Below are 12579 nucleotides of genomic sequence, written 5' to 3'. Positions count from 1 at the left end.
CAAGTGCGATAAACGCGGCAAAGCGCGAGTGGCGCTGAAATCGGAGAAAAGACGTGAAGGTCAATGTCGAGATTGAATGCACCCCGGAAGAAGCGCGCAGCCTGATGGGCCTGCCTGATGTGTCGGAGGCAAACAGCATCTATGTCGACAACATTTCGAAGGCCATGAAGGGTGTGAGCAGTCCGGATCAGTTGCAGCAATATGCGCAGGCGCTCGCTCCGATGGGTCAGGTTGGGCTCAAACTCTTCCAAAGCTTCGTCGATGGCGGTATGCGCGCGGGTCAGGCCGCTGCGACCGGTAAGAGCAAGGGCAAGTCCGGCGACTGAAGCTCGCGAGGTCTGACGTCGATGGCAGATACAATATTCGCGGTTTCAAGCGGATCGCCGCCAGCCGCCATCGGGGTCGTTCGCGTCAGCGGGCCGGGGGCGGGAGGCGCTCTTACCGCTCTGTCCGGGCGGCGCTTCGAGCCTCGCCGCGCCAGTGTAGCGAAATTGCGCGATAGGAGCGGGGCGGTGCTCGACCAGGCACTTGTCCTGTGGTTTCCGGGACCCGACACGGCCACGGGTGAAGATCTTGCGGAGCTGCACTGCCACGGGGGCAGGGCCGTTTTGGCAGCGGTAGAGAACGCGCTGGGCGAACTGGAGGGCGCGCGGCCAGCGGAGCCAGGAGAATTCACCCGGCGGGCTTTCGCCAATGGGAGGATCGACCTGGCCGAATCGGAGGGTTTGGCTGACCTCCTGTCCGCTGAGACGGAGCTGCAGCGCGCAGCGGCAATCGCAAATGCAAGCGGCGCACTTTCGGCGCAGATCGAGACGTGGCGCGCAGAGGTTTTGCGGTTGTCTGCGCAGATCGAAGCAGCGCTCGATTTTTCAGATGAAGACGACGTGGGCGACCTGCCTGATAGTTTCACGTGGAACATCGAGAAGCTCTCTGCCGAATTGCAGGAATGGCTTGAGCGCCCTGGCTCCGAAGTGCTTGGCTCGGGTGTGCGTGTGGCGATTGCAGGCCCGCCGAATGCGGGCAAATCGACACTCTTCAACGCGCTGACCGAAAGCGAGGCTGCCATCACATCTCCTATTGCGGGCACGACCCGCGATGTGATTGAGCGATCGGTCGATATCAAAGGTGTACCGTTCACGTTCGTGGACATGGCGGGTTTGAGAGATCTGTCCTTGGCTGACAATGCCGATCCGATTGAAGCCATCGGCATCGAGCGTGCGCGCGCTGAAATGGACGCAGCGAATTTCGTATTGTGGTTAGGAGATGAGGGCGCGGGACCGACGGGCTCATGGGAAGTGAGCGCGAAGTCAGATCTGAGTGAATTCGAAGCAAAGCACGATCCCGGCCAATATACGGTTTCAGCAGGGACAGGTTCGGGCCTGCACGGGCTTAAGTTGGCCCTGGTGGAAGCAGCGAAGGATGTCTTGCCAAAGCCAAACCAGGCGGCGCTTAACGCGCGGCAAGGGCGGCGGTTGCGTGAGGCAGCCGCGGCCCTTCAATCGATCACCTCCTTGAACGACCCACTTTTGATCGGAGAGGAATTGCGAAGCGCCAGGCTCGCTTTCGATCGGCTCGTCGGTACCGCTCAACCACTGAAGATATGCTCGACACTCTGTTCGGGCGGTTCTGTATCGGCAAGTAGCCGACATTATGTAGCATCCGCACCAAATACCTGACTTACACCATCGTTGCAAGTGCGGTATGTATCTCAGGTGATGGCAGAGACACATGTAATAAGCGCCTTAGTGGACAAGCGCGCCCGGATCGACGGCGAAATTCAGATGCGCCGCTACCAAATTTCACGTTTGGAAATGGAGTTGGCGCACATTGATGCTGTCATTCGTATGTTCAACCCCAGATACGATGTTTCTAAGATTGCTACGAAACGATCAATCGAACGGAGCAGGACAGGAACTGCGCGAGGCTCAGGAACCAGAGAAGCGCTTACCATTCTTCGCGAAGCTGGCGAGCCACTCACATGCCGGGACATTGCAGAGCGCATCCTCACCAAGCGAGGCGAAGAATTGAGCGATGATGTGATCAGACGTATCGCGAATAATGTGCATGGCAGCCTTAGCCGCCGAAGGGATGGTGCTGTGACAGTAGATGCAACCATTTACCCAGCGACACGGAGAATCGCCGTTAAGCAATAATATTGCGTGAGACTAGCCGAATCGGTTCACAGACCGTCGCCGGACTCGTTTTGCCGTATTTGTCAAGGTTCTGGCGTGACACGACTCGCAAACTAGTGCTAGCATCGTAACACTCGCGAAAGGATTGGCATAGCTATGCCATGCAAGGAGTGTGAGAGATGGCAGCAAGTAAGCGGGACGCGATTGCTCGTAATTACGAAGCTTTCGAGAAGATGCTTCCCGATCTTTTAAAAACAGCCAAGGGTAAATTTGCTCTATTGCACGATTGCGAACTCATTGGCCTGTTTGAAAGTGCAAGTGCGGCACATTTTGCTGGGGAACAACGCTTTGACGACAACCTCTTTTCAGTTCAAAGGGTAGAAGAGGGCGCGGTTAGTTTGGGCTTCTTCTCATATGCCAGATATAGTAGGGTCGCATAACTGCTCACAGGTTTTTGTTCCTGTAGTTCTCGTTCCAGTAGGTCGATTCGAAGATTCCTTGAATCCCGATTGGATCGGGCGGCCCTCTAATCTCCAGGTGCTTGACGCCTTGATCGACACCGGTGCCCAAGGGACCAGCATAACCGAGAAAGCGGCCCAAAAACTACAACTCGAGCCAGACGGAATGGTTGGAGTCCATGGTGTTCATGGCCCAAGCTACCAACCCACGTACATTTTCAAGCTCGGATTTGTAGATCTTCAAACCAATCCCTTGGGCTTTCAGCAGCCAATGATTCATATGCTTGATAAAGAGATTACGGGTCCCGAATTTGATTGTGGGGCCGGAGCAGAATTCGATGTATTGCTCGGAATGGATATTCTGGGAAGTGGAACGCTAACTGCTTCCACTGAAGGAAAATTTCGTTTCACTTTCTAGTGCTGCCAATACCCCGTCCAATTCCGACTCTGGCTTGAAGCCATAGAGCCAAACACCAGCTTCATAGCCTGTCCGCCGTTATCAACGCGGCGATTGTCCTCACGCCATGCCGCCTCACCAGCGTATGAATTGAGATATGGGCCAGCGATATGATGGTGCGTTCCCACTTCCATGCGGCGCAAGCGCGAGAAATAGCTTTCCGCTTGGTTGGTGCAGGCACCGTCCAGCGAATAGGCTTCAGAGTGGTTGATGCGCCACGTCTGCCAGCCAGCGTGAAGGCCATCCCAGCTTGAGGCTTCGTCTGCATGGATGGTTGCGAGGTTGCCAACATAGTCGCGCACGTAGGGCACGATATCGCCCTCCTGACGCACGACAAACGGCAGGGTGCGGTCGTTGCGCTCGCGGATCACGACAACGCATTTTCGCTTGCCGGTCTGGTTGACGGCAAGGCGACGGTCCCGGCGATCCTTCTTTTCGTTCTCAGGACGAATGTGACCGCCGAAATAAGCGCCGTCCATTTCCACAACACCGTCCAGCTTTACGCCCTCCATCTCGCGTTGCATGGCTTCGCGCAGCTTATGGAACAGCACAAATGCAGTCTTGTATTGCACGTCCAGATCGCGGCTAGCTTGCAGTGCAGACATGCCCTTGGCCCCGTTCACAAACAGGACAATAGCGGCAAGCAGGTCAGTGAACGACAGCTTGCGCGAGGCGAAAATGGTTCCGCTGGTGACGCTGAACTGGTGATGGCAGGCAACGCACTTAAACTTGCGGCGGGTGCTGATGTGATAGGATTCAGTGCAGCCGCAACGCGGACAGATTGGGTCGCCATCGGTCTCAGGCCAGCGCATATCGCAGAACGTGCCGTATGCGGCATCCTCGCCCATGCGAAAGACTTTCGCATGGGCGAGGGTGCGCGCTTTAGCGGAGAGAAGAAAGTGTTGTGCCATTTGTCATCGTTTCCAGTGCTTATGCATCTTATATAGTGATGTTATGCACTGTTGTCAACGATAAATGTATCGCGTATGATGATAAAATACATCGGAGGCGATATGTCGGAAGTCAAAGAAAAGGAATGGGAGAACCGCGTTAAGGGACTCCTGAAGGCCGAATTGAAGCGGCGGGACATAACCTATGCGCAGCTAGTCGGATTGCTGGCAGATCAAGGCGTTATGGACTCTGAGCCGAATATCAGGAACAAGATCAGCCGGGGCAAATTTACAGCGGTGTTTCTCGTTCAATGTCTAACAGCAATCGGCTGCGAAACTATGCGATTGGACTGGTAGCTGGTCTGGTGCTCGCAGTTAGTGTTGGCTATCCCCTTTGGGATTCCGCCACCGACCTAGATGAAACCATACACCGACAAGCCGACACCGCCAGCGAGGAAGCCAACGGCGGATATGTAGCCGTTCGCGAGGAATGCGCCGTCATCGCGTCCGCGCCTGAACAGCAACAGTGCATACGAGAAGAAGCCAACACCTATCGCGAAACTGAGCGCGATGAGCGCGACCTCGAAGCGCAGCAAATCATGGCCAACTGGACGCGGGTTATGGGCAAGTCCGCGATAATCGGAATGAGCGTTGGTATCATTGGCCTGTTTCTGATTTTTGTCACGTTCTGGGAGACGCGAAAGGCTGCAGTTGCCGGGCGCGAGGCCAATCAAATCTCTAAAGACCAACAAAGGGCTCGCGTCGTACCATTTGCTAGATGGTAGGCGCAAAGCTTCGGCCATGCGCACGTGGTCCTTGGCTGTGAAAATGTTGGTTTCACGCCAGCACTCAACCTCAGGTGCTCCACAAAAGTCGCTGATAGCGTGCCCGAATTGCCACCCGAATTTGCTGACTGGGGTGAGAAGCGAATGGTCAAGGCTGGAGGGGAAGAAGGCCTGACTATTGCGAAAAGCGAGGTTCTTGGCAAAGTCCTCATGGGATGCATTCGCTATGACACGATTTACGAAGTTGGGCGACAGACCCTCTTTTGCATGAGATTTGAACAAGGTAACGTAACCACTGGTTGGTACGCCGTCGACTGCACTCCAGAATCGTGGCCAAAATCCACCTAACACCCCACAAACGATGACTGCCGCCACCATAAAGGCGGATAACCATCTACGCATTGGTGCGCTTGCTACATAATGCCGCAAGTAGCGCCCGGCGTAGAATGTTCCACGTGGAACAATGCTTAAAGACATTTTGACCTCGGGCGCTGGAATCCCTATTTGGCGCGGCGTGCACGAATTCGAAGTCTTGGTTATCGGCGGCGGACATGCCGGTGTCGAAGCAGCCTGCGCCGCTGCGCGCATGGGTGCGCGAACCGGTCTTGTCAGTTTCGATCTCGACATGGTTGGCGCAATGAGCTGCAATCCTGCCATCGGCGGGCTGGGCAAGGGGCATCTCGTGCGCGAAGTCGATGCGCTGGATGGAGTAATCGGGAAAGCGGCTGACGCCGGCGCAATCCACTACCGCATGCTCAACCGCTCGAAGGGCAGTGCTGTTTGGGGCCCTCGGGTTCAGGCTGACCGGGTGCTTTTCAAGGCTGCCGTTCAAGGAGTGGTCCGTACGCAAAAAAATCTCACGCTGATCGAGGGTGAGGCGGCTGCGCTGGTGCTGACCAGTGGGCGGGTATCGGGGCTGGAGCTGGCCGATGGAACGGTGGTGGACGCGCCAAGGGTGATCCTCTGTACCGGCACGTTCCTTGGCGGTGTGCTGTTCCGAGGTGAAGAGCGGTTCGAGGGAGGGCGCGTCGGGGAGAACGCCGCAAAACGTCTCGCCGAGCAATTGCGCGGCGCGAACTTGCCCATGGCGCGCCTCAAGACGGGGACACCCCCGCGTCTCGATGGGCGAACCATAGATTGGGCGAGCCTGCCCGAGCAACAATCCGATGCCGAAGAGTGGACGATGTCGCCGCTTACCCGCGACCGGAGGAATCCGCAGGTGTTTTGCGCGATTACCCGCACGACGCAGGCCGCGCACGACGCGATTCGGGCCAATCTGCACCGGTCGCCGCTGTTCTCTGGAGCGATTGATGCGGCGGGGCCGCGCTATTGCCCTTCGATCGAGGACAAGATTCACCGCTTCGGGGACCGCGACGGTCACCAGGTGTTCCTCGAGCCGGAGGGGCTGACAACGAATCTCGTCTATCCAAACGGGATCAGTACATCGCTTCCGGTAGATGTTCAGCAGGATATGCTGCGGGCAATGCCGGGCCTTGAGAGCGTGGAAATGGCGGTTCCGGGCTATGCAGTCGAATACGATCATATCGATCCGCGTGCGCTCTCACCCGACCTTCAACTGCGTGCCATACCTGGCCTCTACTGCGCTGGGCAGATAAACGGGACTACGGGCTACGAAGAAGCGGCGGCGCAGGGCCTTGTTGCGGGTCTTGAGGCTGCTTCGGCGGTGATGGGCAAGGATGCACCCCAGCTTGATCGCGCGAACTCGTATATCGCGGTGATGGTCGATGACCTTACCTTGCAGGGCGTCAGCGAACCCTACCGGATGCTCACTTCGCGCGCTGAATATCGTCTTCGCCTGCGCGCCAACAACGCTTCGACCCGTCTGACCCCGCTCGGTATCGCATCGGGCTGCGTTGGTGATGATAGGCGCGCATGGTTTGAAGAACGCCGCAGTGCGGGTGCGAAGCTCAGCAGGGCACTTGAAAAGCAAGTCAATGCGCGGATCTTGGCCGACGCCGGCCTACCAGTGCGGCGCGATGGCGGAGACAAGCCGTTGTCCGAATGGCTGCGCCACGGCGGAATCGACCTCGATAGGCTCGAGCCGTGGCTTGATGTCGACGCGGCTCAAGATCCGCAATTGGCGGAAGAAATCGCTGAGGATGCCGCTTACGCGCCCTATCTTGCGCGTCAGGAGGCCGAATTAAGGGATTTGAGGGCTAGCGAGGAATTGCCGCTCGGGCCCAGCTTCCCGTTTGCAGAGGTCCCGGGCCTTTCGAATGAGATGGTCGAACGCCTCTCCGCTGCCGCACCCAGCACGCTTGCTGCTGCCGGGCGGATTGCGGGGATTACCCCAGCCGCCCTGTCTGCGTTGCTGGTTTATGCCCGGCGGCACCAGCAATCAGATTTATTTGCCGCGTGATCAACGACTGGCAAGTGATCCGGACCGAGCTTGAAGCGCGCAACTATGTTGCGAGCCTCACCGATGAGCGCGGTTTTGAGCGCTTGGAGCGATATGCTAGATTGCTCGTCGAAGAAAATGGTCGGCAGAATTTGATCAGCAAAGCGTCGGAAGCGCGCCTCTGGCAGCGGCATTTTGCCGACAGCGCACAACTTCTCGAGCATGTTTCACGTGAAACAATATCGGATGACGGCGTGGTTTGGCTCGATCTCGGCACCGGAGCGGGGTTACCGGGGTTGATAATTTCAATTCTACGGCCGGAAGTGCAGGTCAAACTGGTTGAATCGAGGCAGCGACGAGCAAATTTTCTCGACATATCTGCCAAAGCGCTCGGCCTGACCAATTGCACGGTCTTGTGCGACCGACTTGAGCGGATTTCTCCCTTCCCGGCACGTGTCATTTCGGCACGCGCCTTTGCTCCGCTGGATAAACTGCTCCGGTTATCCGCACCCTTCTCCACAAAGGCTACGACGTTCCTCTTGCCCAAAGGCCGCTCCGCAGCGCACGAATTGGCGGAGCAAAAGCTTTCGATTCGGACAATGTTCCACGTGGAACAATCATTGACCGATGACGACGCAGGCATCATCGTGAGTTCCAGCAACCGCGATTAGCGTCAATTGGGGCGCGGAAAGGGCCATCGGGCAGGAAAACCATGCTTACGATTGCAATAGCGAACCAGAAGGGCGGGGTGGGCAAAACCACCACCGCAATCAACATGGCCACCGCGATGGCTGCTACCGGCTGGCGCACGCTGCTGATCGACCTTGATCCGCAGGGTAATGCATCAACCGGCATGGGCGTGAATGCGGCTGCACGCGGGCTTTCGAGCTACGATTTATTGGTGGACGAGCTTCCGCTCGGCGAGGCGGTGGTCGAGACGAGCATTCCAGGGCTCGATATTATCCCTGCAACACAAGACCTCAGCGGCGCCGAGATCGAGCTTGTCTCTGTCGAAGAGCGCACCGCGCGGCTGCGCAAGGCCTTGCACGATCACCGCGGACACGAAATTTGCTTTATCGACTGCCCGCCATCGCTTGGCTTGCTCACTCTCAATGCATTGTGCGCGGCAGATACATTGCTTGTGCCGCTGCAATGCGAATTTTTTGCGCTCGAGGGTCTGAGCCAGCTGCTTCAGACGGTTGAGCGCGTTCAGCAGCTTTTTAACCCGTCGCTCGACATTATTGGCGTCGCGCTCACCATGTATGACCGCCGTAACCGCCTGACCGACCAAGTTTCCGAAGATGTGCGCGATTGTCTTGGCAATTTGGTCTTTGAGACCGTCATTCCGCGCAATGTGCGCCTGTCCGAGGCTCCAAGCCACGGACTTCCCGCGCTTGTCTACGATCATTCCTGCACCGGCAGCCGCGCCTATATCGCCTTGGCGCGCGAGCTGATCGGTCGTTTTCCGCCTGAAAGGCAGGCTGCATGAGCAAGAACACCGACCCAATCCGTTTTTCCGTCCCGCAGCGCAGCCCGGTACGACAAAAGGAAGAAACTTGGCAAGGGGCTGGGCGCTCTTTTGGGTGAGACCAATCGCGAAGAACCGCTGGTGCGCGGTGCGAGCGGCGAAAACGCAGCCGATAAAAAAACGGCAAGCGATTCTCCGCTCAAGATGCTGTCGATAGCGTCGATTTCGCCGCTTCCAGGCAATCCGCGCAAGCACTTCGATGAAGCATCGCTTGATGAACTGGCTGCGTCCATCGCAAAGCGCGGTGTAATTCAACCGATCATCGTGCGCCCAAGCGGCGACGGAAAGTACGAGCTTGTCGCGGGTGAGCGCCGTTGGCGCGCCGCGCAGAAAGCCAGGCTTCACCACATGCCGGCGCTCGTCCGCGAGCTCGATGACCGCGAAGTGATGGCGATTGCGCTGATCGAGAACTTGCAGCGTGAGGATCTCAATCCGGTCGAGGAAGCCCGGGCATATCAACGGCTTGCCGACGATGAGGGTATGACGCAGGCGGAAATCGCCCGGATGGTCGAAAAATCACGGAGCCATGTTGCCAACATCCAACGCCTTTTGGGCTTGCCATCCGCGGTTCTGGACCTTGTCGAGGGTGGGAAGCTCTCGATGGGCCATGCGCGCGCTCTGATAGGGCACGAAGATGCGGCGACGCTCGCCAAACAGGCAGTAAACGACAATCTGTCCGTCCGCGAGATCGAGAAGATGGTCCGCAAGGTCGCCAAAAGCATTAAAGGCGATGCGGGTGTCGACGCGGCAGGTCGCAATCCGGCAGACGACGCCGATATCGCTGCGGTGCAGAACCACTTGGAGGAATTCCTCGGCCTTCCGGTCCGGATCAAGGCTGATGCCGATCCGCGCACCGGATCGATTTCTATCCGCTACGGCTCACTCGACCAGCTTGACCTGGTGTGCCAGCGCCTGACTGGCGGCGACTTTTGATCGCTGAGTAAAGTTGCGCGGCGCAACTTTGCACGGCCCGCATACCGGTCAAAGCCGAGCAATTCAGGGAACGCGGGTAACCGTGCCCTCGGCGGGTACGTCGTAATACTCCTCACGGATGGTCTCGCGAATGATGACGCGCTGCTGCTGCTCGTAGCGGATTGGCACATAAACGAGCCGTTGCGGCGGCGCGTAGCCATATCCGTAGGCCGGAGCATAATTGTAGGCACCCTGCGGTGTGTATTGCGGGTACGTGGGTGCTGGGATCGTGCGGCTCGCAATCCGTGCAGGCCCAGTGCCGTATTGCGAGAGGTAGCTGTCGAGAGCGGCTTCGCAATCATAGGCGTCCTCTTTCTTGCCACCACCCATCAGGCTGCCCAAAAGAAATCCGCCGAGGCCCCCGGTGCCTGCGCCTATCAGTGTTCCGGCAAGCCGATCGCCATCGGCAATTCGGTTGCCGAGAATCCCGCCGGTGACCGCACCGAGCAGACCGCCTATGATTCCACCCTTGTCCTCTTCGCTTCGGCCCGCCGTTCGGCGATTGCACTCTTCGATCCACTGCTCGCGCTCGAACACGGCGGGGGCTGGGACGTAAGTGCTGGGTGCATATCCATACCCGCTGACTGGCGCCGGGTCCGCGTAGGCCGGTGCAGGCACGACGCGCTCGATGCGGCGTGTGCGGGTGATCGTTTCGACCCCATCCTCCTCGCTGCGGGTTTCGCTGTACGAGGAACGCGTCGGAGCGCTTTGGTATTCGGCTGGGAGCGTTGCGATTTCCTGCTCGCTCATCGGGGAGGGATCGCCGGCCTGCGCTAAAGCCGCACTGGGCATGATCGAAGCGCCGAAAGCGAGGCCAGCTGAGCCAACGATGTTGAGTTTGCAGCGAGAAGTCATTGTAATCCCCCGGGTACGTGCAGCACAGATCCCTGCGAATCGCGCCTATCGCGTGTAAGCCTTGTTAGCTTCTTATTTACCACCCGGCTGCGCACATCTCCAAGGTGGGCGCGGGGCGCTGTCTCGTTTCGGGGCGACCGGCCCGCAGCGAAAGCCCGGTCAGACCCGATCCGACACCAGCTCGGCGAGCTTCTCAAGTCCCGCCGCATCCTCGGCGGTAAAGCGCGCCTTTTCGGGGCTGTCGAGGTCAATCACCGCGATCGCTTGTCCGCCGCGCATGACAGGGACTACAAGTTCCGACTGGCTAGCCGCATCACAGGCGATGTGGCCGGGGAAGGCGTGAACGTCCTCGACCCGCTGCGTCTCGCCGCTTGATACAGCGGTGCCGCAAACACCTTGGTCCAGTGAGATCCGGATACATGCCGGGCGGCCCACGAAAGGTCCGAGGATCAGCTCTTCACCGCCAGCTTTCGCCGGGCCTACGCGATAAAAACCCGCCCAATTCAGGTCTGGCAGGTATTCCCAGATGAGCGCGGCGACATTCGCCATATTCGCCACAGCATCGGGCTCTCCCTCGGTCACAGCCTGGGCAGCCAAGCACAATTGGCGATAGCGTTCTGCGGTGTCGAGGGCGGGATCGGGCTTAAAATCGTACATGCGGGCTCCTTGCGCATGTCTTTGACTGCGTTCGCCTGTTGCCGCAAGCGCCGCGCGGCTCTATTTCCGGCCACATGGCCATACTTCGCAAACTCGCAATCGCTCTCGTCGTCTTGATCGCCGTTCTTGGCGCGGCGTTCTACTTCCTGTCTCGCGGTGACGAGGCGGAGCTTTCAGTCGAAGAGGTGGCTGGGACGGATCCGACCCTCGAGGAACCCGCTCCCGAGAACTTCCCAACCGTCCAGATTGCCGAGCCGGTCGGTTGGGCCGATGGAGAGCTGCCGGTTGCCGCCGATGGCCTTGAGGTGAACCGCTTTGCCGAGGGGCTCGACCATCCGCGCGTCCTCTATGCGCTTCCCAATGGCGATGTGCTGGTCACGCTGACCCGCGCGCCCAAGGTTGAAGGCAGCGGTGATGGCGGAATCATGGACACAATCCGCGGCTGGGTCGCCTCCTTCCTCTTTTCCAAGGCGGGCGCTGCGGGCGAATCCCCAAACCAGATCGTTCTGCTGCGCGACAGCGACAGTGACGGAGTGGCAGACACCCAGGTGGTTATCCGCGAAGAAGGGCTGGATTCGCCCTCCGGCATGAGCTGGCAGGATGGCACGCTCTATGTTGCCAATCACGATTCGGTACTCGCCTTCGATTATGAACTCGGAAGCGACGCGGCAACGGGAGAAGGGCGAAAGCTGATGGACCTGCCACCGGGCGGCGGCCACTGGATGCGCAACATGGAATTGCATCCCGACGGCGACCGGTTGCTTGTTGCGGTCGGTTCGGTCAGCAATATCGGCGAAAGCGGCATGGACGTCGAAGAAGGCCGCGCGATGATCTGGGAGTACGATCTCACCAGCAATCGCCAGCGCCAGTTCGCGGTCGGCCTGCGCAATCCCAACGGACTCGACTTCAGCCCCTGGTCCGGCGAATTGTGGACCACGGTGAATGAACGCGACATGCTAGGGTCCGACCTCGTTCCGGATTACCTCACCAATGTGCCAATCGGCGCGCAATATGGCTGGCCGTGGGTCTACTACAAGAACAACATCGACCGCCGGGTCGAGGCCCCCATGCCCGCCTACCTTATCGAATATACGCGCAATCCTGTCTATGCGGTCGGTCCGCATGTCGCGGCACTGGGCCTCGTCTTCACAAAGGAAGGGCACCTCATGGGCGAGAACTTCGCCAGCGGTGCCTTTATCGCGCGTCACGGGTCGTGGAACCGCAAGCCGCCCTCTGGCTATGACGTGGTCTATGTCGAATTCGACGAGCGCGGAAATCCTGTCGGCAAGCCTGTCGAGCTGCTGGGCGGGTTCCTCAATGATGATGGCACGACAAAGGGGCGGCTCGACTTGGGTCGAATGGGGCGGCGATGGCTCGTTGCTGGTCTCGGACGATACGGCTGGCATTATCTGGCGCGCCGCTGCCACGGATGCGGAACCGGGCGCGGGAATCGCCCGTGTGAGCGGTGAAGCCCTGCCGCCGCAGC

At 58.8% G+C, this 12579-nt stretch carries 14 protein-coding genes and 1 pseudogene; 11 read left to right on the top strand and 4 right to left on the bottom strand.

Translation table 11 applies throughout. From position 1 onward, the window contains the following. The first annotated feature begins 53 nt into the window (after positions 1–53). The 5 genes and pseudogenes from AC0L39_RS17035 to AC0L39_RS17015 all read left to right on the top strand — a co-directional run bounded on the left by AC0L39_RS17035 (position 54) and on the right by AC0L39_RS17015 (position 3008). Complete coding sequence (locus tag AC0L39_RS17035; protein WP_473259656.1) at positions 54–326, top strand: DUF6489 family protein; 273 nt, start codon at positions 54–56, stop codon at positions 324–326. A gap of 21 nt (positions 327–347) precedes the next feature. After that, positions 348–1642: pseudogene (gene mnmE / locus AC0L39_RS17030) on the top strand (tRNA uridine-5-carboxymethylaminomethyl(34) synthesis GTPase MnmE). Positions 1643–1745: 103 nt separating this feature from the next. Further along, a complete protein-coding gene (locus tag AC0L39_RS17025) occupies positions 1746–2153 on the top strand; it encodes a hypothetical protein (RefSeq protein WP_473259655.1) in 408 nt (135 codons plus the stop codon). A 158-nt stretch (positions 2154–2311) separates the two neighbouring features. Beyond that, positions 2312–2572 carry a hypothetical protein gene (locus AC0L39_RS17020; RefSeq protein ID WP_473259653.1) on the top strand — a complete coding sequence of 87 codons (261 nt, stop codon included), beginning with the start codon at positions 2312–2314 and terminating at the stop codon, positions 2570–2572. Positions 2573–2681: 109 nt separating this feature from the next. Continuing rightward, positions 2682–3008: an aspartyl protease family protein gene (locus AC0L39_RS17015; protein WP_473259651.1), complete on the top strand. Its 327-nt coding sequence runs from the start codon at positions 2682–2684 to the stop codon at positions 3006–3008. Here the strand turns inward: AC0L39_RS17015 and AC0L39_RS17010 are convergent. Continuing rightward, the gene (locus AC0L39_RS17010; RefSeq protein WP_473259649.1) at positions 3005–3958 is read right to left on the bottom strand and encodes an IS1595 family transposase; all 954 of its coding nucleotides are present in this window, start codon (positions 3956–3958) and stop codon (positions 3005–3007) included. The genes AC0L39_RS17015 and AC0L39_RS17010 overlap by 4 nt on opposite strands. Positions 3959–4033: 75 nt before the next feature. On the opposite strand from AC0L39_RS17010, the gene AC0L39_RS17005 reads away from it, so the two are divergent. Continuing rightward, positions 4034–4294: a DUF6471 domain-containing protein gene (locus AC0L39_RS17005; protein ID WP_473259647.1), complete on the top strand. Its 261-nt coding sequence runs from the start codon at positions 4034–4036 to the stop codon at positions 4292–4294. A gap of 56 nt (positions 4295–4350) precedes the next feature. Here the strand turns inward: AC0L39_RS17005 and AC0L39_RS17000 are convergent, their stop codons facing one another. Then, positions 4351–5124: a hypothetical protein gene (locus AC0L39_RS17000; RefSeq protein WP_473259645.1), complete on the bottom strand. Its 774-nt coding sequence runs from the start codon at positions 5122–5124 to the stop codon at positions 4351–4353. 112 nt (positions 5125–5236) lie between these two features. On the opposite strand from AC0L39_RS17000, the gene mnmG reads away from it, so the two are divergent. The 4 genes from mnmG to AC0L39_RS16980 all read left to right on the top strand — a co-directional run bounded on the left by mnmG (position 5237) and on the right by AC0L39_RS16980 (position 9542). Then, positions 5237–7102 (top strand): tRNA uridine-5-carboxymethylaminomethyl(34) synthesis enzyme MnmG, encoded by a 1866-nt coding sequence (gene mnmG, locus AC0L39_RS16995; protein WP_473259643.1) that lies wholly within the window; start codon positions 5237–5239, stop codon positions 7100–7102. Beyond that, positions 7099–7752: a 16S rRNA (guanine(527)-N(7))-methyltransferase RsmG gene (gene rsmG, locus AC0L39_RS16990; protein WP_473259641.1), complete on the top strand. Its 654-nt coding sequence runs from the start codon at positions 7099–7101 to the stop codon at positions 7750–7752. The genes mnmG and rsmG overlap by 4 nt, the downstream gene beginning before the upstream one ends. 41 nt (positions 7753–7793) lie before the next feature. Beyond that, a complete protein-coding gene (locus AC0L39_RS16985) occupies positions 7794–8570 on the top strand; it encodes a ParA family protein (protein ID WP_473259639.1) in 777 nt (258 codons plus the stop codon). 90 nt (positions 8571–8660) lie between these two features. Continuing rightward, positions 8661–9542, top strand: a complete 882-nt coding sequence (locus tag AC0L39_RS16980) for a ParB/RepB/Spo0J family partition protein (RefSeq protein WP_473259638.1) — start codon at positions 8661–8663, stop codon at positions 9540–9542. Between the two features lie 63 nt (positions 9543–9605). Here AC0L39_RS16980 and AC0L39_RS16975 read toward each other — a convergent pair whose 3' ends face one another. Further along, positions 9606–10436 (bottom strand): hypothetical protein, encoded by an 831-nt coding sequence (locus AC0L39_RS16975; protein ID WP_473259636.1) that lies wholly within the window; start codon positions 10434–10436, stop codon positions 9606–9608. A gap of 159 nt (positions 10437–10595) precedes the next feature. After that, a complete protein-coding gene (locus AC0L39_RS16970) occupies positions 10596–11093 on the bottom strand; it encodes a GAF domain-containing protein (protein WP_473259635.1) in 498 nt (165 codons plus the stop codon). 74 nt (positions 11094–11167) lie between these two features. On the opposite strand from AC0L39_RS16970, the gene AC0L39_RS16965 reads away from it, so the two are divergent. Beyond that, positions 11168–12562: a PQQ-dependent sugar dehydrogenase gene (locus tag AC0L39_RS16965; protein ID WP_473259633.1), complete on the top strand. Its 1395-nt coding sequence runs from the start codon at positions 11168–11170 to the stop codon at positions 12560–12562. Positions 12563–12579: the final 17 nt, after the last annotated feature.

The sequence above is a fragment of the Erythrobacter sp. K21-9 genome, assembly GCF_055808355.1.
This window is presented reverse-complemented; position numbering and strand designations above follow the sequence as displayed.